Raw genomic sequence first — 25,495 nt, forward strand, 5'->3', positions numbered from 1 at the left:
ATACTTTTTAGAATAATGCTTTAAATTCTAAATTTTTGCAAAAAGGGGAATTGGGCAATGAAGCGGTGCACAATGTTGCTTCTGATTATTTTTCTGCTTTTGCTCGTACCTCCTACAGCCGCTCACGCCGAAAGAGAGGATATAAGGTACCAAGTAGAACTGGAATATCCACCGTATAAATATGTAGAAAATGGGTATTTGACCGGGTTTGATATTAATTTGAGCACGATGATTTTTGAGAAGCAGGATTATCTTATTCACTACAGTACTGGGCAATGGGATGAAGTTTACAGTCGGCTGATTCAAGGAGATATTGAGATAGCAGGTCTTATGGCAATTACGGAGTCGCGTAACCAAGAGGTGTTATTTTCAGATCCGGTTATTAAAAACTATATTTCCATCTATGCAAGGCGAGAGCTTGAGGATGAGATCGATTTAAAGACGTTGGGAAGTTATAAGATTGGGTTAGGGAATGGACAGTATTCTGCAACCGTGCTGAATAGCAAGGTGGGGATTACAAATTACATAGAGTATGCAACGACTCCTGAAGCTTTAAAGGCTCTTGAAAAAGGGGAAATCGACCTTCTATTTGAGAATCAGGAAGTGATCGATTATCTGATTGCTGAACAGAAATTGAAGGGGAGTATTATCAAAAAAATGAGCAATCTCTACCCTAGGGATGTTGCTTTTGCAATAAGTAAATCCGCTCCGGAGCTAGTAACTTATGTTAACGAGAGATTGGATCGCCTGCATCGTTCCGGTGCTTTTGAAGAGCTGTATCAGCACTATTTCTTCGTTCATTCAGATTATTATAAAGTTATGATGCGCAATAGATTTATTGTGGGAGCCATTATTCTGCTTGGTCTTCTAATCATTAGTGCGGTTTTGCTAAAAATGTATATTAATCACTTACGGCGTGCGGTTTATTCGGAACAGCAATTTTTTGAGGATGTAATAGAGCATAGCGGTATGGTGGTTTGGGCTGTGCAGGCGGATAAAAAGGTAGTTCGGTTTAACAATTACGCTGAGCGAATGACGGGCCTATGCGAGAATGAAGTAGTGGGCAAAAACATTGAGGATATCGAGGGTCTGGCAGGCAGTACGGCGGCTATTCGGAATCTGCTGGAAAGGGCAGTTCAGCTTGACTATGTTGATAATATTGAGCATAAACTTCCGGACAATTCGCCAGCAGCGCGGTATTTTTCATTTCGGACCACCTTGTTAAAAGGATTGGATAAGCAGGCAGCTGATATTTTTGTGCTTGTAGGAGTGGATATCGATGAGCGCAAACAAAATGAGCTAAGGCTTCAGCAAAGTTATGAGGAACTGGAAGCTACTTACGAAGAGCTGTCAGCGACAGAGGTCGAGCTACAGGAGCAATTTGCTAAGCTGCAGGTAGGTGAACGACGGTTCAGTCTCGCGACAGAGGGTTCTGGTGCTTACATGTGGGAGCTTGATTGGGAGACAGGACTGTATAATCTATCGGATCGCTGGTACAAGCTCATGGGCTATACGGAGGATGAAATTAATTCATTCGAAAATGGGGTGCTTAGTATTATTCATCCCGATGACCAGCCATCATCCCAAAAGGCAAGACATGATCATCTGGCAGGTTTAACACCTATCTACGAGACGGAATACCGCATGCGGACCAAAGATAATCAATTCGTCTGGTTTGAGGTAAGTGGTAAAGCTATCGTTGATCCAAAGGATGAAGTTGTGTTATTTATCGGTTCGCTGATTGATATTAGTAAGCGGAAGCAGGTAGAGCTAAAGCTGAGCAACAGTTATCAGGAGCTTGAGGCAACCTATGAACAGCTAACAGCCACACAGCAGGAGCTTGTAGAGCAATACGATATGCTGGTGGAGAATCAAAAACACATGCATCGTCTAGCTTATGTGGATGAGCTTAGTAATTTACCCAACCGTGTATGTCTACTGGAATCTATGGAGAAATATCTGCAATGTTCAGGAGGCAAGGCGGCGCTGTTGTTCGTAGATACCGATAATTTTAAATACATCAATGATACCTTAGGGCATAAATCCGGTGATGTTCTCATTCAGAAGGCTAGCAAAAGGCTGCAGTCGTTGGTGCGTGAAGGGGATATGCTCTCTCGGCTCGGTGGGGATGAATTCGTGATTTTTATTAAGGATATAGAAAACCACGAGGATGTGTTAGACCTGGCGGAGCGTATCATGAGAGCATTCAGGCAGTCCTTTTTAATCGGAGAGAGTTATTTGTACGTTTCCGTAAGCATCGGAATTTCCTTTTATCCGGAAGATGGGGAGACCACCGAGCAAATCTTAAAAAATGCGGATGTCGCTATGTACCGGGCAAAAGAGGATGGCAAGGGGACTTATGTGGTCTATGACAAATCCATGCATACTGCGTTTAATGAACGGATGAATATAGAGAAGCATTTGCGCAGTGCCATGAATAATAATGAGTTTGAGCTATATTATCAACCGCAGGTGGATATCCAGTCTGGATTAATCTCTGGTTTTGAGGCTTTAATTCGCTGGAATAGTCCAACGCTGGGCTTTGTATCTCCACTTTCTTTTATCAAAATCGCCGAGGATTCCAGGCTGATTATTTATATTGGAGAATGGGTGCTTAGGGAATCGTGCATCTTTATGAAGGGCATTCAAGATCGTATGGGCATTCCTTACAAGATATCAGTTAACATTTCCATTATTCAACTATTGCAGGATGATTTCGTCGAGATGGTGCAGGAAAGTCTGGCTGAAAGCGGGCTAAAGCCTAGTTGTCTTGAACTGGAAATTACCGAGTCTATTTTTATGGAATCGTTTGAGAGTATCGTGAATAAGCTTCAATTCCTCAAATCCCAAGGCATTCGTATTGCGCTGGATGATTTCGGAACGGGGTACTCATCTCTTAGTTATTTGCAGCAATTGCCTATTTCTACGCTTAAAATGGATAAAACCTTTATCGATTCGCTTTCGGAAAAAGCTTACAGCCAGTCTTTTGTGCAGACCATTATACAGCTGGGACACAATATGGGGCTGGAGGTCGTTGCGGAGGGAGTGGAAGAGATCAGCCAGCTGGATTTCCTCAGAAAATCGGGCTGCGATAAGGTACAGGGGTATCTGGTTAGCAGACCTGTTCCGAAGCAGGAAGTGGTGGAGCTTTTGGAACCGCAGAAGCGTTACGGAATATAGCAGTTGATACACAGCCCTCATCTACAAGGTGGGGGTTTTTGGTGTGTAATGCTTCTGAGATTAAGTCTTTGCAAAAAAACAAGCTCCGACAGATAAACAGTGTCTGTGGAGCTTGTCACTAGCTGATGACAATTTTATTCTTCCCGGTGTTTTTAGCTTCGTAAAGTGCATTATCAGCCTGCTGAAAAGTGGAATTTTTGGAGTCTGCGCCTGTGTAATCATGCATCCCGATACTGACGGTTATGCTTTTACCTTCCATTTCGGCAAAAGGGGTATCGGCTACTTTGGCTAGAATTTGTTGCATGATTTCATAGGATCGCTCAAAGGTTTTGGTAGTCAAAATGACAATGAATTCCTCGCCACCGTACCGCGCGGCGAAATCATCAGGACCGATATACTCGAGCAGAATCGCTGCGACTTTTTGTAATACGATATCTCCAACGGAGTGTCCATAGCAATCATTTACTTTTTTGAAATTATCGATATCCATAACGGCAAGCTGCATGGAGAATGGATTACTCTGCTGGTGCTCAATTAGCCAACCTAAATATTCGTGAAAAGTCTTGTGATTATACAGATCAGTCAGGGGGTCTATCTTAGATAGACGATCCATAATTATATTCTGAATGCGTAATTCCTGTTCTGACTTAACGGAGTTCTGCAGGGATTGCATCAAATCACGTCCACGAACGATTACTGCAAAACCTGCCAAAGCAGTGCCTGCAAAAATAAGAGCGATAATGATAGTTTGGGTGATCGGTAAGTACTGGTGAATGGGTGTCCTGGTGAATAAAATGATCGTGTACAGTAGAGAAATAGCAGAAGTGGCTATCATATAACTGCTCTTCAGATAGATCATCGAGACTAGTAGCGGGAACAGCATAATTAATGATTTAACATGCAACTCATCGCTGAGATTGACGATAATCAAAACCGCAAATAGATGGCTTGCAACCGTAATGGCGAGTTGGGCCCACAGAGGCCTCCATCTATAGATTACTTCTAGAATAATGATCAAACTCACTATGATGGAATCAGAAATCAACGAGTGCTCAATATAATCGTTCCTGGTTGGGGTTTCCGGACGCTGGCTCCATAAGGATAGAGAAACAATGAACTGAATACTTAAATATACAATCAGGATGATCCAGAATGAATTGAGAAGCACACGATTCCAATAGGTCTGACGAGGAGTTTGAGGTGTGGCGCGCATAATGTGATCCTCTTTTCCAGTGGCAATATGCTTATATATTCGACAATAAGCTCAGGGTTCCTCTTGATGGCTTTCTTGGAAGCGGGAGATCAACAAGCATCTTTATAAGGGGAAGTTGCCTTGCCCGGGGAATGATTGAACGAAAAGGAATACTATAGAAAGTATTTCCTTTAATTAACTCTGCTGATATAATGTTAGAATACATAACATCAATCGAGTGGAGTGGAAGTAAAGATGCAGATTCGTCGAAACCAGATTTTCGTAGTCGTCCTGTTGCTTCTTGTCAGTGTGTACAGCTTATTGATTGACATGCTCTGGATTCATAAGCTGGTAATTGTTCTGCTTATGGGTTCTCTAGGATGGGTCTCGCTAAGTACATCCCGCTACGGTTATCGCAAAGAAGCGCTGCTGAAGGAGTCACAGAATAAAGTGGAGCTTCTTGGCAATGAGATTGTAGTTACCTCGGATCGGCTGCATGGTGCACTTGAAGAAATCAGCCGCCATACAGAGCAGCTGCAGCAGACAGCCGATTATTCACACGCGTATGAAACGGATTTAAGGATTCGCAGCAACGAAGCTAAAGCCAATATTGAAGGGGCCTATCAGACGATGGGCGGTGTAGCTTCAGTTACAGCACATATCGAAGAATTGACGGAAAAACTAGGCTCGAATATGCAATATGCCCGGCAAGGAATGACAGCAATGGTAGATTCCCTGATCATTGCAGATGGGGTGATGAAGGATCTGCAAACACAGAGTGGGGACATGTTAGCTAAGTTTACTACCCTGAGTAATCATATTGCGATGGTAGAGGAGATCAATACATTGATTAACTCCATTGTGAATGAGACCTCATTGCTCGCGCTGAATGCTTCTATTGAAGCGGCCCGGGCCGGTGAACAGGGCCGCGGATTTGCAGTAGTGGCCAGCCGGATTCGGCAGCTGGCTGATCAAAGCAAGAGCTCGGTAGACCGCTCCTCAGGCATCTTGCTTGACATTAATAATGGAGTACAGCAGGTGCTGGAATCCGTTACGAAAGAGCAAGTCTCAGTGGAGCGTGGGGTGAACGAGGTCGGCACGGTGAAGCTTCGACTCGATGATATCGCGTCGAGAGTAGATGAAGTAGGCAGCGCCGTGACGGAAACAATCGATGCTGCCGCGAAGCAGGGCAAGCTGATTGTAGAAGTGACAACGGAGCTGAGCGGTGCGGTGGCGATCGTGAATGAGACGATTGCCAATGTAGACCTTACGCTGGAGCAGGTGACACGGCAGCGGGATCAAATTGGGCAGCTGAACGAAGTCAGCGCCAATCTGTTAGCGGAGTCGCAATCCTTGCAGCAATCGGTTACTAGCATTGCGGGCAGAGCGGAAATTGAGATGAGCCAATATGCAGCCCGGCTTCAGGAAATGCAGAGTCTCTTGGAGACGATTTCCGCCAAGGAAGAACTTTACGCTCCAGATACTGAAGTTCATCAAGGTGTTTTGAACGCTTACATTAAGAAAATTCCAGATGTACAAGCCATTTGGTCTAATCGGACGGATGGAACCTTTATCTACTCCGAGCCAGCGGCTGGCTTGTTGAATGCTAAGCGGCGTGATTGGTGGAATGGGGCCATGAATGAAGGTGAATATGTCTCTAAACCTTACGTATCTGCGATTACGAAACGTTCTTGTATTACATTATCTAGAGCAATCCGGAATCGTCAGGGAGATGTAGTAGGCGTGGTGGGTATTGATTTAGCGGTGTAATAAAGCAACAGCAGCAAGCCCTTCTGTAGCAGAGGCTTGCTGTTTTTTTTATTCCGATGCTAACACAACTTAGCTTTAGGTAGCGCTGACCTGCAATTGCTTCCACGTTGCCTGCCAGTTTTTTTGTGCAATTCGTTTTTCATAAATAGGGAGTAAGCTTGGATTATTGTTGAAATGAGGGGTAGCCCGCAACACTACATTAATAACATCCGCAATCCCATGCGGAGCGGTTAGGATAACCTTACCGTATTCATCTAAGGAAAGCCCAAGCGCTGTAGCTGTTTCCGGAAACTTGGAGATGGCATCTACAGATGACGTATAGGGTGCAAGGTTGTTAATGGTATGCATTCTTGCTTCATTCTTAACGGACCATGGCACATGGGGATTTAAATCTCTTAGTTTTGCCTCCCATTGCTTTTCCACTTCCTCATGAAGATTGCTGCCGTCATAATAAATAACATCAATATCTGGCAAAGGGGTCCGTTCTTCAAATCCATGTAAGGTATCCCAGATTTTTGAACGTACAAACCCCGCACAAACCCACCAGTCAGGTAACTGTAGCGATCTGGCATTTTCTAAAATATCCATCATCCAGGGATCATTATGTACAAGCTGAATGATATCTGCCTCGTGTTCTATCTTGCGCAAACTGCCACCTCCTAATATTCATGCTTCCAATCTGTTAATATCATACAACAAGAGTTTCAATAGAGGTATAAAGGGACAGGCTGAATGGACAGAGGCATGAACTATCTTTATAATGAATCGACATCGAGACCTTTGGAGGCGGTGACCGTGCAATATACGTTTACTATATTACTGCAATTGTTGGAAAGAGCTGCGTTATTGCTGATGTGTCTATTTGTATTGACTCGTCTGCCGCGGTTTAAAGAGGTTTTTCAAAAAGGGAGTTACGCTCCGCAAGAGCTTGCTATTGCAACGATGATCTTCAGCTTATTTGCCATTTTCGGCACTTATAGCGGAATTAATGTGGAAGGTTCGCTTGTGAATGTACGAATTATCGCCATCGTATCTGGCGGGATTTTGTTCGGGCCATGGGTTGGACTTATAACAGGCATCATCTCAGGGGTTCACCGTTTTCTGATTGATATCGGAGGGGTAACCTCTCTTCCTTGTCTGATTACGAGTATCACCGCGGGCATAGTGTCTGGGATAATCTATCGCCGCACCTCTGGTGAGCGTCGCTGGATAGCAGGCATTTTGGCGGGAATGGCCTGTGAGGCACTGACGATGCTGCTCATTCTAGCGATGGCTCAACCGATGGCGCTGGGTGTGGATATCGTGTCCAAGATTGCTTTTCCGATGATTATGAGCCAGATTAGTGTCGGCCTGATTGTTGTGTTAGTGCAGAGCGTGGAAGGTGAGAAGGAACGGATCGCGGCTAAGCAGTCCAAGCTGGCGCTTGATATTGCCAATAAGACCTTGCCGTATTTTCGCAATATTAATCAGGAGTCACTGCGAACCATCTGCCAGATTATCAAAGAGGATATCGGTGCAGACGCTGTAGCCATTACCGATACTCGGTTTATTCGTGCCTATGTTGGTGTGGGTGAGGAGGATTATGAGACAACTAACGATATTATCAGTGAGGAAACTAAAGTAACGTTGTCCAGTGGTGAAATTACCATCCGTAACGATGATAGTGATTACGTGAATCCGCAGATCAAGTCGCTGATCATCATTCCTTTAAAGGAAAAGGGTGAGGTGACGGGAGCACTCAAAATCTATTACACCAAAGCCCACAAGATTACCTACTCACTTCAAGCTATGGCCGTGGGTCTGTCGCAAATGATCTCTACCTTGATGGAAGTGTCGCGGGTGGAAGGCATTAAGGAAATGGCGAACAAAGCGGAGCTGAAGGCACTGCAGACCAGCATTAACCCGCATTTTTTATTCAATGCACTGAATGCGATTGCGTCCTCGATTCGAATTAATCCGGATAAGGCGCGTGAGCTGATTGTGAATCTGTCCGGTTATATGAGATACAATCTGGAGCTTACCGATGAATTCATTGATATCAAACGAGAGCTACAGCAGGTCCAGCAATACGTAGAGATCGAAAAGGCGCGTTTTGGAAGCCGGCTTAACGTGCTTTATGATATTGATGAGGTTCAGGTTCGGATTCCGAGTCTGATCATTCAGCCGCTTGTAGAAAATGCGATTATACATGGCATACTGAAGGTAAGAGGGACAGGAACAGTAACGATTTCTGTAAAAGACCACGGGGATACCGTACGGGTGGGCATTCGCGATACCGGAGCTGGCATCAGCGAGGAAACGATAGAGAAAGTCTATACTGGCGATATGCCGGAGAATAAAATCGGGCTGTTTAATGTACACCAACGGGTAAAGCTGATCTATGGGACTGGACTTACCATTCAGAGATTGGATAAAGGGACGAACATCTTTTTTGATGTTAAAAAGGAGGACCAATGAGAGCGATCATCGTAGAGGATGAAGAGCTGGCAAGACAGGAGCTGGCTTATTTAATAGAGACGCACAGCGGGATCGATATAACGGCACAGTTTGAAGATGGGCTGGACGCACTTAAATTTTTGCAGAGTGATACGGTAGATGTGATTTTTCTGGATATTAATATTCCCTCTATCGATGGGGTGCTGTTGGCACAGAATATCAGTAGATTCTCGGTAAAACCCTACATAGTGTTCATCACTGCGTATAAGGAGCATGCCGCTGAGGCGTTTGAGATTGAAGCTTTTGACTATATTCTTAAGCCGTATAGCGAGGTTCGCATTAAAGCCATGCTGCACAAGCTGGAAAATGCGTTTGCCAACCGTGGACGACAGGGGGAAGAGGAGCGTAATCCGGTCAGTGACAAGGTTAATCTGTGGAAAAATGAAAAGATTATCGTAGTGAATGCCGACGATATTTATTACGCCTCCGCGCAGGAAAAAAGTACAAGTGTGATGACTAAAGGTGAGGAATACAGCATGGCACTTAGTATTAGCGATTTCTTTCAGCGGCTGCCGCAGGATCGTTTTTTTCGCTGCCATCGTTCCTATATTGTTAACCTGTCCAAGATCAAGGAAATCATCCCGTGGTTCAACAATACGTATTTGCTGCGCCTGCATGATTTAGATTTTGAAGTGCCGGTAAGTCGTAGTAAGGTAAAAGAATTCAGGCAGATTATGCGCTTATAAATGCAATTCATTCTTCATTTCCGTCATCTCATGCCGGATTTCTCTCAACATCGGCTGGTTTAGCTACAATAAAGAGGCGATAGAAGCTCTTGTAGCAGACAACGAGAGAGAAAGAAGGAAAAGACCATGACTACGACAATGGACAGCAAAAGCACCAAACGGTGGCTAATCGTATTAGGTACAGTAATTATGCAAATGGGCCTAGGTACCATCTATACATGGAGTTTATTTAATGCGCATCTGGTAACAAAATTTGGCTGGGAGCTTAACTCCGTTTCGATTACTTTTTCTATAACGAGCTTTGCACTCGCTTTCGCGACCTTGTTCGCAGGGAAGCTGCAGGATCGTTTCGGGCTTCGCCGTTTGACTGCTACTGCTGGGATTGTGCTCGGACTAGGATTGATCCTTAGCTCGCAGGCCAATTCACTCTTCATGTTCTATTTATTGGTTGGGGTGATCGTTGGTTTTGCGGATGGGACAGCTTATATCACTTCATTATCTAATTTAATTAAATGGTTTCCGAATAATAAAGGTTTAATCTCCGGCGTGTCCGTTGGTGCTTATGGAACAGGGAGTTTGATCTTTAAATATATTAACGGCGGGTTGATTGACTCAGTGGGTGTGTCTAATACATTTATGTATTGGGGTTTGATTGTTATGGGCATGATTGTAATCGGTTCCTTGCTCGTAAGAGAAGCTCCGGTTCAAGCGGCCCCAGCACCAGCGGGTTCAACGACAGCTGCAGTAATGAGTTCACCGAAAGACTATACGGTCAAAGAAATGCTGCGGACAAAAGAAGCGTATCTGCTATTTATCATCTTTTTCACCGCCTGTATGTGTGGTCTGTATTTGATTGGTATTGTAAAAGATATCGGCGTGCAGCTGGCTGGACTTGATGTACAGACTGCAGCTAGTGCGGTGGCTATGATTGCGATCTTTAATACAGCGGGACGTTTAATTCTGGGTGCTTTATCTGACAAAATGAGCCGCTTGAAGCTGGTAGGCGCATCACTTGCTGTAACTGCGGCGGCTATGCTGACCCTCAGCTACGCGACCCTGAATTTCGGACTTTTCTTCACTTGTGTAGCAGCCATTGCGTTCTGCTTTGGCGGGAATATCACGGTGTTCCCGGCCATTGTCAGCGACTTCTTCGGACTGAAAAATCACAGTAAGAACTACGGAATCGTCTACCAAGGTTTTGGTATTGGTGCCCTTTCCGGTTCGTTTATCGCCGTCTTCCTAGGCGGGTTCAAACCAACCTTTGTTATCTTTGGCCTCTTGTGCCTGCTGGCCTGCATCATCGCGATTTCTCTGAAACCGCCAGTGGCGAAGTCGAAAGAGAAAAAAGCGCTGCGTCTCAAAGCAACGGAACGTACGGCTTAAGGTGTAATTGAAGTTAGAGCCAGGCAGCGATTCTCCGGTTAGTGGAGAATTGCTGCCTGTTTTTTTGATTTGCGGTGGCTTGCTGAGCTGAGACTTGTTTGGGCGGATTATCTTCAATTGGGAGAAGGAGTTTTGCTGGGATCTGAGAAGTAACTGCATTCTGTACAACTATTCCGTATGAAATAGTGAATCTTCGGATTTTAGCTGTATTCTGTACAAATAAAAACTCGAAATTTTGCTTATAGGCGAAAAAACCAAGGAAATAGTTGCACCAAATACAGCTATATCTAATGGTGGCGTGATGCATGAAAAAATAGGTGTACGAAATACAGCTAAACGTGACTACCCTTGCACCAGCACCAGCACCAGCACCAGCACCAGCACCAGCACCAGCACCAGCACCAGCACCAGCACCAGCACCAGCACCAGCACCAGCACCAGCACCAGCACCAGCACCAGCACCAGCACCAGCACCAGCACCAGCACCAGCACCAGCACCAGCACCTATATCACTACGAGCGCCTAGCACCTACATCACTAGGAGCACTTAGCACCTACATCACTACAGGCACCTACACCAGCACCAGCACCAGCACCAGCACCAGCACCAGCACCAGCACCAGCACCAGCACCAGCACCAGCACCAGCACCAGCACCAGCACCAGCACCAGCACCAGCACCAGCACCAGCACCAGCACCAGCACCAGCACCAGCACCAGCACCAGCACCAGCACCAGCACCAGCACCAGCACCAGCACCAGCACCAGCACCAGCACCAGCACCAGCACCAGCACCAGCACCAGCACCAGCACCAGCACCAGCACCAGCACCAGCACCAGCACCAGCACCAGCACCAGCACCAGCACCAGCACCAGCACCAGCACCAGCACCAGCACCAGCACCAGCACCAGCACCAGCACCAGCACCAGCACCAGCACCAGCACCAGTACCAGCACCTGCACCAGCACTAGTACCAGCACCAGCACCAGCACCTGCACCAGCACTAGTACCAGCACCAGTACCAGCACTAGCACTAGTACCAGTACCTACACCAGTACCAGTACCTACACCAGTACCAGCACCAGTACCAGTACCAGCATCTCTACCAACGTCTGTTCCTGCACCATCACTTTTGCCATTCCTTTCCCTTCGTCTCTCTTTTGCGTCTAAACATTGCCTCCGTTACTGCTCAATATGTTTATTTAGAGGGTGGATAGATTTGTCGGACGCACAGCGGATTTTTTGTAACTAGGTAAGCAAGTACATCAATAGGACAGTGTGGTCGAAGCAGTGTTGGATGTGACCTGGTTCTTGCGGAACTCGGATGGGGAGACCCCGCTAAGTTTATTGAATATGCGGTTGAACTGGGAGAAACTGTTGAATCCGCATTGCCCGGCGATCTCGGAAATCTTCAGGCGGGTGTAAATCAGCAATTGCTGGGCATTACGGACCCGGGTCATCTGAATATATTCTGTCAGCGTGGAGCCGGTAATTAACTTAAATTGGTGTGATAAATAATAGGAGCTGATAAAGAACTCTTTAGAAGTCAGCTATGATTATCTGAATTGGTATAACGAGAAGCAGGATGCGTATTATACATTCACCAGCTATGGAGATAAGATTTTGACCAAGGAGCAATTTTTACAGCTGGCTGAGGAGCTATTGAAGTAGAGTTTTGAAGTTTGAAGTTTGAAGTTTGAAGTTTGAAGTTTGAAGTTTGAGGTTTGAGGTTTGAAGTTAGTAGTTAGTAGTTAGTAGTTAGTAGATGCATGCGCTAAGTTAGTTGTATTATGTGCAATTAAAGTTCACTAATATTCTGTATATAGGTCCTTTAGTTGTATTTGATACAGTTATTACTGGTTAGATTAGTGGAAATAGACGTTTTTACGGATTTTAGTTGTAGAGAATGCAATTAGAGAAGAGGATATGAGCAGATTAGAAATAAATAAGTGTATAAAATACAGTTAAATCGTATGCAGGGAAGGCAGCAAGTCGATCCAGATATAAAAGAAGGTATCCCCCAAGCGAGAGCTGCAGGGATACCTTCTTTATATTCTTATGTCGTCGAAAAGTCGAAGAGCGTTAGCCTTCTAACAACAGTGCTTCTGGATCTTCCAGCAATTCCTTCACTTTGACGAGGAAGCTTACCGCTTCAGAGCCGTCTACGATCCGGTGATCATAGGAAAGGGCGATGTACATCATTGGACGGTTTACGGTTCTTTCTTCGTCCAGCGCGATCGGACGCAGTTGGATCTTATGCATCCCTAGAATACCCACCTGTGGTGTATTCAGAATCGGTGTGGATAACAAGGAGCCGAATACGCCACCGTTGGTGATGGTGAATGTTCCGCCTTGCAGCTCGGAGAGGCTGAGCGTATTGGCGCGTGCTTTGGAAGCGAGCTCGCCAATCTGGCGCTCGATTTCCGGGAAGCTGAGCCGATCCGCATCACGGACTACTGGAACTACAAGTCCTTCTTTCGCTGCAACAGCAATACCGATGTCGTAGAATTTCTTAACGACCAGATCTTCACCGTCGATTTCGGCGTTCAGCAGTGGATAGGTTTTAAGCGCACCGATCACGGCTTTAGTGAAGAAGGACATGAAGCCCAGTCCAACTTCATGTTTCTCTTTAAAAGCATCCTTGCGGCGCTTGCGGATGTCGAGGATCGCTGTCATATCCACCTCGTTGAAGGTGGTAAGCATGGCCGCGGTCTGCTGCGCTTCGACCAAGCGGCTGGCAATCGTGAGCCGTCTGCGCGACATGCGCTTGCGCTCCACGTTTTTGCCCTCGTCCGGCGTGGCTTTGCTCGCTGCCGGCTTCGCTGGCTCCGGCTTGCCTTGCGGCGCCGGAGCTACCGGTGCAGCGGCCTGCGGCGCTGCTGCACCATGACCGGACACATCGGCCTGACCAATCCGGCCGATAGGATCACGGGCGCTAACCTCGCCGAGGTCGATGCCGCGCTCCCGTGCCAGCTTGCGTGCGCCCGGCGATGCCAAGGCAGCATGGCTGTCGCCACCTGCTGCAGGCACTTCGGGCGCAGCTACAGGCGCGGCGGCTGCTACTGCGTTGCCGCCTGCCGGAGCCGCTTTAGGCGCTTCGGCTTCGCTTTCAGCGGCCCGCGGCGTACTGCCGCTTGCGGCTCCAATGATGCCGATGGCTTCGCCAACGGCTACGTTCTCGCCCGCTTGACGCAGGATGGTGGAGATGACACCCTCCACCTCTGCACTAATTTCCAGATTCACTTTATCTGTTTCCAGCTCAGCGAGCACATCGCCTTGACCTACCGTGTCGCCTTCTTTAACCAGCCATTTGTAGATGGTTCCTTCGGATATGGATTCTCCCAGATCGGGTACTAAGATTTCTGACACAGGCCGTTTCCTCCCCAAACATAATGGTTTACGCTATTGTGATACCGTCCTCTTAAGAGGACGGTACAGCCGCTTGTACGTTCGAATTTGATTTTAGGGCTTCTGTTACAATTCTCCGTTGTTCGAAGCTATGAACATCTGCATAACCACTGGCCGGGCTGGAACGTTCCGGACGGCCGATATATCTTACGCCGGCATTCTTCGGTGCGATGGCCCGTAACCGAGGCTCGCTATAGCTCCAGCCGCCCATATTCTTCGGCTCTTCTTGCACCCAGACAATTTCCTGGAGGGAGCTGAGGGAGTTTAAATGTTCGCTTAGCTCCTGTTCCGGGAACGGATAAAGCTGCTCTAGGCGAAGAACATGCAGCCATGACCAATCCTTATCAGGTGCTGCTTCCAGTTCTGTTTGGATGTCGATAGCGACTTTACCGCTGCAGACTACGAGCCGTTTAACTTCACTTGGTTTCTGGCCAAGCAAAGATTCAGCTAATACAGGCTTGAATTGTCCTGAAGCCAGCTCGGTTCCGGCAGAAGTGCTGCGCGTATTACGAATGAGACTTTTCGGCGTCATAATGACTAGCGGTTTAGCATCTTCCTGCCCGCATAACGCTGCTTGGCGCCGCAGCAGATGGAAATATTGCGAAGCGGTAGTCAGATTAGCGACTGTCCAGTTCTCCTCAGCGGATAGCTGCAAGAACCGTTCCAGCCTACCGCTGGAGTGCTCAGGTCCCTGTCCTTCGTAGCCATGCGGCAGCATGATGACGAGATTGCTGCGCTGTGTCCATTTGGCGCGTCCAGCCGCAATGAACTGGTCAAAAATAACCTGACCCGCATTGGCGAAATCACCATACTGTGCTTCCCAGATTACGAAGGTTTCCGGTGCAAACACATTATAACCATATTCAAAGCCTAATACTGATGCCTCTGACAATGGACTGTTGTATACGCCAAAGGAGGCACGGGAATCGCTTAGCTGATGTAGCGGAGAGAATAAATCTCCTGTTTTACTGTCGTGCAGCACCAGATGGCGATGTGCGAAGGTTCCGCGTTGGGCATCTTGACCGCTCAGTCGGATGGGCGTCCCATTTTTCAAAATGGTAGCGAAGGCTAACGTTTCAGCCAGTGCCCAGTCGACCTTTTCACCCTCATTCAGTGCATCTTTACGACGTTGTAAAATGCGCTCCAGCTTCGGATAAACCTGGAATCCAGCTGGAACCGTCAACAGTTCACGATTGATCTCCTGCAGGCTGGAGATGGATACCGCTGTAGTGTTTGCCGCTGCGCGGTCCGTTTGTAGAGGAATGAAGGCTTTGGGTTCTTTTTTCTTATGATTGCCTTCCTTCATATTATCGTACGCACGCTGCAATACGCTTTCTGCTTCAGCATTCATCTTTTGTACGTCTTCGGCGGTAAGAACCTTTTCGTTTTTCAGTCTCTCTGCATAAACCTTGTAGACGGTCGGATGATTGCGAACCTTGCCGTAGACAATAGGTTGTGTGGTTTCAGGATCATCCATTTCGTTGTGACCATGACGGCGGTAGCCGATGAGATCAATTACGAAATCTTTTTTGAATTGATGGCGGTATGCGCTAGCTAAACGTACGGCTGCTACGCAGGCCTCTGGGTCATCAGCGTTGACATGGACTATCGGGATTTCATACCCTTTGGCAATGTCACTCGCATAATGCGTAGAACGGGAATCTTCACTTTCAGTCGTAAAACCAATTCGGTTATTAACAATGATATGGATCGTCCCACCATTTTGATAACCTTGAAGTTTGCCGATATTAAGCGTTTCTGCAACAATTCCTTCACCTGGAAAAGCAGCATCACCATGCATCAGCACCGCCATAGCTTTACTGGTATCAATCTTCGGCAGTCCTGCAGTGCTCCGGTCTTCTTGTGCGGCACGAGTGAAACCTTCCACGACAGGATTGACGAATTCCAAGTGACTTGGGTTATTCGCTAGTGTTATTCTTGTGCGTACGGTTTCTCCTTCACGGACAGCACGGTCTGCACCGAGATGGTATTTCACATCACCTGTCCAGCCATAGTTAATGCCTGTGGAGCCTTCGGAAGGGAAAAGCTCCTTGTTCGGAGAATGATGAAACTCTGAAAATATGATATCATAAGGTTTGCCCAAAATATGTGCAAGGACGTTGAGGCGACCGCGATGCGCCATGCCCATCAAAATATGCTCTGCACCGTCATGTGCAGCAGCGCGTACGATTTCGTCTAACATCGGCACAAGAGCATCATTGCCTTCAAGACTGAAACGCTTCTGACCTACAAAAGTCTTGTGGAGGAAGGTTTCAAATTGCTCTACCTGAATCAGGCGGTTCAGGAGCTCTTTGCGTTCTGTATTATTCAGGGGTGCTGGTGAGCTGGTGGATTCTGCCTGTCTATTTAGCCATTGCAGTTCTTTTTCTTCATGCACATGCCCGAATTCATAGGCGATAGTCTTGGTGTATGCCTGACGCATACGTTGCACGGCATCCCACCCGGTATGCACATCATTCGGCGCATTTTCCCATATAAGCGTGGCAGGCAGTGCAATCAGGTCTTCGCGGGTCAGCCCATAGGTTTCAGGCTCAAGATATTTTGCCATGGGATTCTGATCGCGTACCAGCGGATCAATTTCAGCGGCCATATGGCCATATATACGAATATTGGCGATTAGCTTGGAAGCTCTTACTGCTTTTCTAAGCCATTCGGTGTCTCCCGAGATGCGCGGCTGAGGAGCCGGTTCGCTATCCGGAGTTAGGGGAGGGGGTCCCGAATTTGTAAAAAGCTCGCGATAATTATTTTCTACGGTGGAGGGATCTTTCACAAACTGTTCATATCTTTCTTGAATGTAGCCTAAATTGGGTCCGTAATACTTACTCCAAATGGATTCGTTATAGGGCTCTTTGGCTGCCATGAATACATCCTCCTTAACGGATGAACTCCATACGTGACATTTTGTGTCAACGCTTACTGGAGCTGTGATGATTGCGGTTTCATTTCTCATCTTATTGTGCTACTTTCAGCCACTGTAATCAATTCATTCTTTCGTCCAATACGTTCGCAAAATGGTATAGGTTAGCTTGTTCTAATGAAAAGAAGGGTGTTTCTTCTCATTACCCATTCTAAAGGCCTATTAAAATGATTCTATTATCCTTATTTTTAACTATTAGGTCAGTAAATATTTATTTTGCTAGTACAATTTATTTTATGTAACGGACGAGTATCGTGATAATCGGACAAGATCTTTGAAAAAAAATCTTTTATTTTTCGTTTTTAAAATAGAAAGTAACCAGGAATCGACACACTTTTCCGCTTTCTTTTTGTATAATGTTATTGCAGATAGTAATTTTATAGTTTTTTAAGCAGATCCTTTCGTGAAAAGGGTCCAGTAAAAGGTAAACTTGCCGAAAGGCAGGGGCACAAAGTCGCGGGTCTAAGGTAGAGATACTATGACAGCCGGATTGCCTGGGGACGTAAAATCTTAGGGGGAGATTTTTTGGAAAAGTCCAACCAGGGTAGCAACAGAGAACAGCAGTTTATTGATCTGGATCAAGAGTGGGTACATTTATTATTAGCAGCTAAGAAGGCTGGCATTAAGGCAGATGAAATCCGCCAGTTCTTTCATGAGAAAACTGTGCAGATCGTGCAGTAATACATTAGAGGGGTTACATATCGAAAAAGGGCACAGCGGTTCTTCGCTGTGTCCTTTTTCGATATGATTTAGTAGAAGAGAGGATCGTACCAGATTAGTAGGAAGTATTAATCCTTTTGATCGAGCTTCCATTTCTGATAGTCCAGAAATTCTTTGAATTCGCGTTTGCTAATGCCTGAGTCCATAGCTTCCTGCACCAATCGGAACCATTCCGAATCTAAATGTGATTCCTCTGCATCATTTGGTTCTCCATAGAGTAGGGCATGAATGGATACCTGAAGCGCGTCAGCGATCTTTTCGATAAACTGGATGGATGGATTGGATTGGATGTTTCTCTCCACGTTGCTAAGATACGACTTAGCCACATCTGCTCTGTCCGCAAGCTCAGATAGGGAGAAACCCTTGTCTAGGCGGAGCTGCTGGATACGTTGGCCCATATTCTGTGGCACTATGCTGACGCCCCTCCGTAATTTTTGTTATTAGTATAGCAAATATCAATAAATCGGACAAAGTTTATTGTAAAGAGAAGAGCAGCAATCTGCTTATCCGTGGCCGGATTCAGGATCTGCTGCTCTTCGAGTATTTTATTAAATTACTTTATTGATCTTAGTAGTCTTTTTTCGCACCTTGTTTAGCTACGAAATCCCAAGTCAGTGTTAAGCTATCGCCTTGGAAAATATTTTGATCTTGGTTATTTTCCACAAATTCGAATTGGACGGAGAAGCTGTCATTGGTACCGGCTTTAATACCGGATGCTTCGGTAAAGAGTTGATCCCAACCTGTATTTTTTACGAGATCCGGATGCTGACTTTTTAAAGCAGCAAGTGTAGTCTCATAAACTACATTTTCAGGAGAGACGATAGGTACTCCTTTATCATTATTTCTAAGGAATTTAACTTTAATGAACTCGGCTAAATCCAGGTAGTTATCTCCTTTAGCATCCGTGATTTGAGTCGATGTATTCAGAATGATAGATCCGATATCGAGCGAACCATCGTTTTTCAATTTGAAGGATTTAGTTACAGTATCACCTGGTTTCAGGTTAGGAATATTAACGATGACAGAAGGGTCGGAGTTCAGATCGAGTGTACCCGCTGCGAATGTAGCTGTGCTTTGCGCAGTGTCGCTAAAGTATGCGAAGGTTCCTCCGCCGATTAATGATAAACCCAGTGCTGCAGATGCTACGCCAAGACCCAATGTTTTCTTGATACCCATAATAAAATTCCTCCTCAAATTTGTGTTTGAATTTTTTATAAAATTTATATATTGTATCTTCCGGTTCGTAAGCGGAAGTGGACAATCAACTTAGGGCTGTGTTTCTGTTGGGGACGGTGAGGCTGGCAGTAGGGCAGCATTTTTCTTTTCTAATGCAGCTACAGCCTTCCAAGAGGTATACAGAGCATAGAGCAGAAGCATCAAGCCAGGCACGATCATGAGGACTACACTTCCAGCTTTGGAAACCGCGAAATTCATAGCGTAACCGACATAGGGTACAGTGACCCCGGTATACTGAGCTACAACATTCGCAGAACTGGTAGGGTTCATGTCGGGTGCGTCGTTGTTATCGCCTTTAGTGCGATAAACAGCTTCACCAGTAGCGTTATTGACGGTCGCTTCTACAATCCGGTGAGTAATGAGCAGATTATCTTCGTTCCTAAAGGTGATGACATCGCCTGGTTTGAAACGATTCATATCCCCTCCGGGTTTTAATGCGACAATTGAGCCTGTCTGAATTCCTGGTTCCATCGATCCTGAGAGTACGGTTTTGATCTCATATCCGAAGAAAGCAGGTTCACCACCGGAGGCCTTGGATAACACTACGGCTGCCACCAGCAGAATAAAGATCACAAGCATTAAGCTCGATAAGGTATTATTGATAATTTTTTTAATTCGCATCTTATTCTCCACCTTTCTCAGGTTGAGGGTCCGAAGGAGCTTGGGTTGCTACCGGCGGGGTAGTCGTACTGTCTTCCGCCTTTGGCGTCTCTTGTGGAGCCTCTTGCTGAGGAACATCTTTTGGAATTGTGAGCTCTTCACCAATTTCCGGCTTAACCGGGTCAGTGGCTGGGGCTTCAGGTTGTTCTTTATTTGGGGCTTCCGGAGCAGCTTCACCTGACGTTGGAGGGGTTGCCTCAGCTTTCGCTTTATCCTCGGCTTCTTGTTGCTTTTTCTCCTCAGCCAAACGTTCTTCTTCCTTCTTCGCTTCTTCTTCTTTCTTTGCTTGCTCTTCTTCTAGCCGAGCTTTTTCAAGCTCTTCTAGTTTTTGCTCGCGAGTCTGACTGATCATTTGGAGTTTATCTTGAAGGGTAGTGATACCTGAGGTTGCCGATTCTTTAAGGTTAGTCAATTCGGTATTTAGAGCTTCATAAGTGGAGGTGAGGTCGCTAGAGATCACGCCATCTGGTTGAGTGAAGGTAATCAGGAATGGCAGTGGCTGTGGGAACTCTCCTTCGCGTAATTCAAGTTGTCCATAAACATCACTGGTAACTACCGAAGCGAATGGAAGACCGACATCGTGTATGGAGGTTAGGTAACTAATAACTCCATTTAAGGAAGCATTCAAGGATTCCGAGATCACACCACTTTGATTCAGGCTGCTTTGTAAATCTCTGAAAAATTGCTCATCCTTGATTTCTAGACAGTTTGAATCTAGAGAAGTCATATATCCTCCTATCTGGAAGAGTAAGGCTGCTGCTGCACTTAGCTCATTGTGGATTTGATTCCAAATTTGGCTGTTAGCCGCCAGTTGCTCGTTAACGCTATCTATTTGGGATTGAAGCGCCGCTATTTGCGAAGAAATCTCTTGTGCAGCGACATCAAGCTCTTCCAGCGACATCCCTTCTATTCCCGAAACGTCCGAGTAGTTAGCTGATGAGGAAAAGGGTTGTAGTGATTCTTTTAAAGTGAGCGCTCGATTAACATGTTCTTTGAACTCTGTAAGCAGTGCCTTGATCGAATTCGGAAATACTTCGCAAAAGCTAATCGTGCTAGTGGTTTGCGCAGCAGCTCCAAAGCCTCCATAGGTACCACCAACTTGCTGCGAGGTATATAGAAATAAGACGGAGACAGCCATTCCTGATTGCAGTATACGTAAACCAATTTTCCTGTTTCTTCTAGGCCTTCTCCTTGCTGATCTGGGTCTCAGAGGAATACCTCCCCTCAATGTCTGTTTCTTTGGTTCGTTATTATCGTTCTTTATTAAGAACAACTTCTGTAATGAATCATACATGGAATAAAACAAAAAGAAAACTGCCAATAACGCGCATTTGTACTCTATAAAGAACAAAAATGATAATTTATCTCTAAATAACTCCATTTATCGCTCGATTACTAAATATATTCGCAATAAAGAACGATCTATTAGGGTGATTCGCATAAAAATACCCGGCTCGCAGTAAAAACGCGAGCCGGGTATAAGTGGAGTAATGAAGTTGAGAATATAAATGTATATGTTACGGAAGTTTTGAACCACGTGAACTAACATACAGGTCGTACCATTCCTTACGGCTAAGCTCCAGCTTGTCCGCATCGGCACAGGCAGTAATACGCTTCGGATTCACAGTTCCAATAACAGGCTGAATGGCAGCTGGATGTGTCATTAGCCAAGCCAATACAATAGCTTCGGGTGTTGTTCCTTTTTCATCTGCAAGCTGTTGGACCATAGCTGCTGTTTGGACGATATTCTCCGGTTGATCCTCTAATGAACGCCCGCTAAATAGACCTTGGGCGAGTGGCCCCCAGGCTTGAAGCTGAATGTTCTCCATTCGACAATGTTCAAGGGTTCCCTCAGGAAAGATAATATCCTTCCAGGGTTCACGATTTACACTGATTCCAGCATCCACCCAGCTGATCTTAGCCAAGCTCATATGCAGCTGGTTTACGATAAAAGGTTCATCGCAATAAGTCTGCAGCAGCTTGATCTGAGCGGCGCTCATATTGGAAACCCCGAAATGACGAACCTTACCAGCGGCCTTCAGTTGATGTAATGCGGAGGCTACTTCCTCGGGATCCATTAAGGGATCAGGTCTATGCAGTAGAAGAATATCAATGTATTCGGTCCCAAGTCGTGACAATATTCCATCTACACTGTTCAGAATATGTTGGCCAGAGAAATCAAACGTATTAGTGCTGTCTCCAGGCTCCATTAGCTTAATTCCACATTTAGATTGAATTATGATTTCTTCACGTAGTCTTGGACGATCCTTAAAAATCTGACCGAATACCTTCTCCGCCTTCCCACGAGTATAGATATCTGCATGATCAAACATGTTGATGCCGATGGAAAGGGCGGCATCAACCGCTTCATGTCCCTGTTTAACATTCTCCGCAGTAATCGGCTCATGGTCCCAGTCACCGCCTAGCCCCATGCAGCCTAAAGCAATGCGGCTTGCGGGAATCCCGCGCTTGTTTAAAGGTAACGCTTTCAACAATGTGATTCCTCCTTGGAAATTATGATTGCGTACTTGTAGATATTGTACACTCTCAGAAGCCCGTATGGTATTTTTTGTCGCTGGAAGAGCGGTGTTTGGTCTCCTCTTTGTTCTTTTCCTCTTGCTTTTCCAGCGTTAAATCTTCCATCGGAATCGGGTCTACATTCTGCTCACTTTCATGAAGATCAAATAGACTTTCTTTTTCTGTTGGATATTGTTCCGGGTGATCACGTTTGTCACTATTCAGCTGATGTTTTTCTTGGGTCATTTTTACCGCCTCGCCTTCCTTTGAGATTTAATGGATATTGTGCTCGTTAATAAACGTATTTTGACTCCCTTAAACAGAAAAAGAGGCCATTAGGCCTCTAAATTCAACGGTGACCCTATGTCTTTTAGCTTGCGTGCTACAACATCATCGTATAGGCGCTGCAGCCATTTCAGCTCAGTCAGGGTGTGCTCATATGTACCGTACATTAGATGCAGGGCAGAACGAGGCACGATGGAGATATGCTCCTCGTATACCTGATAAGCCAGATTAACCTGATGTTCTGTTTCCCGGAGGCGTTCCTCGAGCAGCTTCTCAACCTTGCTCTGATCGATATGACGGGACATAGCCAGGGCCATATACATCGGATGATAGAAGGGTTCGTTTTTCTTAATTTGTTGCAGGATAAGCTGTTCGAATAAAGCTTTACCTTGCTCCGTTATGGCATAGATTGTTTTGTCCGGCCGATCACTGCTGCGGATGACCTCTAAAGCTTCTATATAACCATCTTGTGCAAGCTTATCCACAGCATAATAGAGTGATCCCATCTGCAGCTTCGTGATCCGGTCCATGGAACGTTCCTTCATCACTAATGTGATTTCATAGGGATGCATGTTCCGCTCCAGCAGTAAACCTAAAATGGCTAATTTCATGGACATAATGGTTACCTTTTGCCCTCAGACGCCTGAACAGCTTTAGCAGGAATGGTAAGACGGTCTTTTGGCATGAGCAGTACAAAGACTAGACCGAGCAGTGCAGGAATCAAAGCCCACATAAAGGTTTGGGCAATAGAGGTGGATAACGCACTTGATATTTTCTCTAATATTTCAGCAGGGATCTTCGCTCTTGCTTCAGGTGTTAACGCAGCGCGTGGATCTCCGAAAGCTGCTGACTGTTCACTACCGCCAAAAGCATCGCTTAGACTGTTAGTAAAGCTATTCCGCTGAATAATCCCGAAGATCGTAATTCCCAGCGTCATTCCAAGGGAGCGCATGAAGGTACTGGTTGATGTTGCCGACCCCCGTTGGCGCATATCGAAATTATGGATAGCTGCCATGCTCAGCACGGAGAAGGAAAAGCCTACGCCGAACCCAGTCAGAGCCATAAATACATTAAGCATGAGGCGGGAGGTATCTGGTGATAAAGTGCTTAGGCTGTAGACCCCTGCGACAAAGCAGACTGCGGATAGGATCATAATGTTGCGGAAGCTGGTTTTTGTTGTAAGCAGCCCCCCGGTCTGACTGCCAACGACCGTACCGATCATCATCGGCATAAGGATCAGCCCTGAGTTCGTAGCTGAGCCGCCAAATACACCCTGCACAAAGATAGGAATGTAAATAGTAGCTACGATAAAAGCAGAGCCATAAAATAGGCTGGTCACGCTGCTTGTTGCAAACAACCGTTTGCGGAACATAGCGAACGAGATCACAGGTTCAGCAGCTACTCTCTCAATAAGGATAAACGCCAGCAAGAGAACAGCAAAACCTACGAATAAGCCAAGGATGGCACTGGAATCCCAAGCATATTGATTACCACCAAGTTCCAGAGCGAACATTAGGCAGATAATCGCGCCAACTAGAGTGAAGGCTCCGCCCCAGTCAATGCGCTGTTTAGCGTGGGAGATCGACTCCTTATAAGAAGTTGCAATCAGGAACAGTGCAATAATTCCTAGCGGCAGGTTAATGTAGAATACCCACTGCCAACCAACATAGTCGGTAATATAGGCACCGAGTAAAGGTCCAAGTACACTGGAGATTCCGAAGACGGCTCCAAAGAGACCGGTCAATTTCCCTCTTTTTTCAGGCGGGTAAATGTCGAAAACGATGGTGAAGGCGATTGGCATTAGTGCACCGCCGCCGATCCCTTGAATGGCACGGTAAATACTGAGCTGTGTGATACTGGTGGCAGTACCGCACAGAGCCGAGCCAATCAGGAATACAATCAATCCGAAAATGAAAAAACGTTTACGTCCATACATATCAGAGAGCTTGCCGAAGATAGGGGTTCCGGCCATTACCATTACCATGTAAGCGGAGGTGACCCATACGATTTTATCCAGACCGCCAAGATCTGAGACTATCGTTCCCATAGCTGAAGCTACAATGGTATTGTCCATTGCGGACATAAGAATCCCAAGCAGCAGGCCAACCACTACGAGTTTAAGATTACTTTCTTTAGTATGCATGCTTCGCAGCTCCTTTTTCTTAATAGTGATAGTGATAGTGATAGTTCTGTTCGAAAAATGTTCATAATTAGAAGCAAAATTTATTATATTCAAATTTGAATAGGGAGGCAATAGTTTTTTTGAAAAAATAGAGATGTATAGCCAACCGTAGAAGAATACGGCGGTAATATAGGGACAAAATACCCGTGGAGATCATCTGTGGATGAATTAGGAATGCCTCTTGACATACCCTACGGGGGTATATTATATTATAACCAAGGAGGCTGATTCTTATGTCTACTGGCAAGAAAGAGCAAGCTGCAGAATCCTGCGACATAAATTGTCATTCTTCATCATCAGGAGAACGAAAAAGTCATCATTCGGCAGAATTCAAGAATAACTTGAATACGCGCCTCAACCGGATTGAAGGCCAGATCCGCGGGGTAAAGGGTATGATTGAGCGGGATACCTATTGTGATGATGTACTCAACCAGCTCGCGGCGGTACAGGCGGCGTTAAATGGTGTCGGTAAGATGCTGTTAGAAGGACATATGAAAAGTTGCATTGTTGAGCGAATCGAAGCTGGCGAACATGAGGTTATCGACGAGCTCCTAATTACGGTTAACAAATTAATGAAATAATAAGCTAATGCTTCTAGAGCATAGCTTCACAACATTTATTGGAGGTTATATTAATGTCAAACGCTACATTAAACGTTGAAGGAATGTCTTGTGGTCACTGTGTTAACTCTGTAGAGAAAGCCGTAGGCAATCTTGGAGCCACAGCTAAAGTTGATCTTGCTGCTAAGAAAGTTTCCGTCGAGTATGATGAGAACAAAGTAAGCCTTAGTGCGATTAAAGAAGCAATTGTAGATCAAGGGTATGACGTAGTTTAATTTGAAG

Annotated in this window: 23 protein-coding genes and 1 riboswitch; of the genes, 8 read left to right on the forward strand and 15 right to left on the reverse strand. The window is 45.8% G+C overall.

Features of this window, described 5'->3' with window-relative positions:
* The first annotated feature begins 57 nt into the window (after window positions 1–57).
* Window positions 58–3,180 (forward strand): EAL domain-containing protein, encoded by a 3,123-nt coding sequence (locus MHH86_RS01755; protein WP_076141399.1) that lies wholly within the window; start codon window positions 58–60, stop codon window positions 3,178–3,180.
* 118 nt (window positions 3,181–3,298) lie between these two features.
* Here MHH86_RS01755 and MHH86_RS01760 read toward each other — a convergent pair whose 3' ends face one another.
* Window positions 3,299–4,393, reverse strand: a complete 1,095-nt coding sequence (locus MHH86_RS01760) for a GGDEF domain-containing protein (protein WP_076316595.1) — start codon at window positions 4,391–4,393, stop codon at window positions 3,299–3,301.
* Window positions 4,394–4,627: 234 nt separating this feature from the next.
* On the opposite strand from MHH86_RS01760, the gene MHH86_RS01765 reads away from it, so the two are divergent.
* Window positions 4,628–6,142: a methyl-accepting chemotaxis protein gene (locus MHH86_RS01765; protein ID WP_076316596.1), complete on the forward strand. Its 1,515-nt coding sequence runs from the start codon at window positions 4,628–4,630 to the stop codon at window positions 6,140–6,142.
* A 75-nt stretch (window positions 6,143–6,217) separates the two neighbouring features.
* Here the strand turns inward: MHH86_RS01765 and MHH86_RS01770 are convergent, their stop codons facing one another.
* A complete protein-coding gene (locus MHH86_RS01770) occupies window positions 6,218–6,733 on the reverse strand; it encodes a nucleotidyltransferase family protein (protein WP_051491511.1) in 516 nt (171 codons plus the stop codon).
* A gap of 261 nt (window positions 6,734–6,994) precedes the next feature.
* Between MHH86_RS01770 and MHH86_RS01775 the strand changes: the two genes are divergently transcribed.
* From MHH86_RS01775 to MHH86_RS01785, 3 genes are all read left to right on the forward strand, one after another.
* Window positions 6,995–8,599 carry a sensor histidine kinase gene (locus MHH86_RS01775; RefSeq protein WP_269473521.1) on the forward strand — a complete coding sequence of 535 codons (1,605 nt, stop codon included), beginning with the start codon at window positions 6,995–6,997 and terminating at the stop codon, window positions 8,597–8,599.
* Complete coding sequence (locus tag MHH86_RS01780; protein ID WP_036687441.1) at window positions 8,596–9,324, forward strand: LytTR family DNA-binding domain-containing protein; 729 nt, start codon at window positions 8,596–8,598, stop codon at window positions 9,322–9,324. The genes MHH86_RS01775 and MHH86_RS01780 overlap by 4 nt, the downstream gene beginning before the upstream one ends.
* A gap of 126 nt (window positions 9,325–9,450) precedes the next feature.
* A complete protein-coding gene (locus tag MHH86_RS01785) occupies window positions 9,451–10,707 on the forward strand; it encodes an OFA family MFS transporter (RefSeq protein WP_143760543.1) in 1,257 nt (418 codons plus the stop codon).
* 342 nt (window positions 10,708–11,049) lie between these two features.
* On the opposite strand, the gene MHH86_RS01790 is transcribed toward MHH86_RS01785, so the two are convergent.
* From MHH86_RS01790 to MHH86_RS01810, 5 genes are all read right to left on the reverse strand, one after another.
* Entirely contained in the window at window positions 11,050–11,211 is a 162-nt protein-coding gene (locus tag MHH86_RS01790; RefSeq protein ID WP_342479608.1) for a hypothetical protein, read from the reverse strand.
* Between the two features lie 68 nt (window positions 11,212–11,279).
* Complete coding sequence (locus MHH86_RS01795) at window positions 11,280–11,735, reverse strand: hypothetical protein (RefSeq protein ID WP_342479609.1); 456 nt, start codon at window positions 11,733–11,735, stop codon at window positions 11,280–11,282.
* A 237-nt stretch (window positions 11,736–11,972) separates the two neighbouring features.
* Window positions 11,973–12,257: a helix-turn-helix transcriptional regulator gene (locus MHH86_RS01800; RefSeq protein WP_081383738.1), complete on the reverse strand. Its 285-nt coding sequence runs from the start codon at window positions 12,255–12,257 to the stop codon at window positions 11,973–11,975.
* Window positions 12,258–12,789: 532 nt separating this feature from the next.
* Window positions 12,790–14,076 carry a 2-oxoglutarate dehydrogenase complex dihydrolipoyllysine-residue succinyltransferase gene (gene odhB / locus MHH86_RS01805; RefSeq protein WP_036682784.1) on the reverse strand — a complete coding sequence of 429 codons (1,287 nt, stop codon included), beginning with the start codon at window positions 14,074–14,076 and terminating at the stop codon, window positions 12,790–12,792.
* Window positions 14,077–14,128: 52 nt separating this feature from the next.
* Window positions 14,129–16,996: a 2-oxoglutarate dehydrogenase E1 component gene (locus MHH86_RS01810; protein WP_076224882.1), complete on the reverse strand. Its 2,868-nt coding sequence runs from the start codon at window positions 16,994–16,996 to the stop codon at window positions 14,129–14,131.
* A 470-nt stretch (window positions 16,997–17,466) separates the two neighbouring features.
* Window positions 17,467–17,551: riboswitch (cyclic di-GMP riboswitch) on the forward strand.
* Window positions 17,552–17,578: 27 nt separating this feature from the next.
* On the opposite strand from MHH86_RS01810, the gene MHH86_RS01815 reads away from it, so the two are divergent.
* Window positions 17,579–17,734: an anti-repressor SinI family protein gene (locus MHH86_RS01815; RefSeq protein WP_232061118.1), complete on the forward strand. Its 156-nt coding sequence runs from the start codon at window positions 17,579–17,581 to the stop codon at window positions 17,732–17,734.
* Window positions 17,735–17,841: 107 nt separating this feature from the next.
* Here MHH86_RS01815 and MHH86_RS01820 read toward each other — a convergent pair whose 3' ends face one another.
* The 8 genes from MHH86_RS01820 to MHH86_RS01855 form a co-directional block, all read right to left on the reverse strand.
* The gene (locus MHH86_RS01820) at window positions 17,842–18,171 is read right to left on the reverse strand and encodes a helix-turn-helix domain-containing protein (RefSeq protein ID WP_036682795.1); all 330 of its coding nucleotides are present in this window, start codon (window positions 18,169–18,171) and stop codon (window positions 17,842–17,844) included.
* 169 nt (window positions 18,172–18,340) lie between these two features.
* Entirely contained in the window at window positions 18,341–18,949 is a 609-nt protein-coding gene (locus MHH86_RS01825; protein ID WP_036682781.1) for a TasA family protein, read from the reverse strand.
* 90 nt (window positions 18,950–19,039) lie between these two features.
* Window positions 19,040–19,630, reverse strand: a complete 591-nt coding sequence (locus tag MHH86_RS01830; RefSeq protein ID WP_076101220.1) for a signal peptidase I — start codon at window positions 19,628–19,630, stop codon at window positions 19,040–19,042.
* Between the two features lies 1 nt (window position 19,631).
* Window positions 19,632–20,807 carry a hypothetical protein gene (locus MHH86_RS01835; protein ID WP_038568378.1) on the reverse strand — a complete coding sequence of 392 codons (1,176 nt, stop codon included), beginning with the start codon at window positions 20,805–20,807 and terminating at the stop codon, window positions 19,632–19,634.
* 379 nt (window positions 20,808–21,186) lie between these two features.
* Window positions 21,187–22,164, reverse strand: a complete 978-nt coding sequence (locus MHH86_RS01840) for an aldo/keto reductase (RefSeq protein ID WP_076124641.1) — start codon at window positions 22,162–22,164, stop codon at window positions 21,187–21,189.
* A 52-nt stretch (window positions 22,165–22,216) separates the two neighbouring features.
* Window positions 22,217–22,432 (reverse strand): hypothetical protein, encoded by a 216-nt coding sequence (locus tag MHH86_RS01845; protein WP_051491260.1) that lies wholly within the window; start codon window positions 22,430–22,432, stop codon window positions 22,217–22,219.
* Window positions 22,433–22,521: 89 nt separating this feature from the next.
* Window positions 22,522–23,088, reverse strand: a complete 567-nt coding sequence (locus MHH86_RS01850) for a PadR family transcriptional regulator (protein ID WP_248549126.1) — start codon at window positions 23,086–23,088, stop codon at window positions 22,522–22,524.
* A gap of 5 nt (window positions 23,089–23,093) precedes the next feature.
* The gene (locus MHH86_RS01855) at window positions 23,094–24,614 is read right to left on the reverse strand and encodes an MDR family MFS transporter (RefSeq protein ID WP_339189266.1); all 1,521 of its coding nucleotides are present in this window, start codon (window positions 24,612–24,614) and stop codon (window positions 23,094–23,096) included.
* Window positions 24,615–24,886: 272 nt separating this feature from the next.
* On the opposite strand from MHH86_RS01855, the gene MHH86_RS01860 reads away from it, so the two are divergent.
* Both MHH86_RS01860 and copZ read left to right on the forward strand, forming a co-directional pair.
* The gene (locus MHH86_RS01860) at window positions 24,887–25,234 is read left to right on the forward strand and encodes a metal-sensitive transcriptional regulator (protein WP_342479610.1); all 348 of its coding nucleotides are present in this window, start codon (window positions 24,887–24,889) and stop codon (window positions 25,232–25,234) included.
* A 53-nt stretch (window positions 25,235–25,287) separates the two neighbouring features.
* The gene (copZ, locus tag MHH86_RS01865; RefSeq protein WP_339281589.1) at window positions 25,288–25,488 is read left to right on the forward strand and encodes a copper chaperone CopZ; all 201 of its coding nucleotides are present in this window, start codon (window positions 25,288–25,290) and stop codon (window positions 25,486–25,488) included.
* Window positions 25,489–25,495 lie beyond the last annotated feature (7 nt).

The sequence above is a fragment of the Paenibacillus sp. FSL F4-0097 genome, assembly GCF_038593125.1.
Classification (GTDB): Bacteria; Bacillota; Bacilli; order Paenibacillales; family Paenibacillaceae; genus Paenibacillus_AQ; species Paenibacillus_AQ odorifer.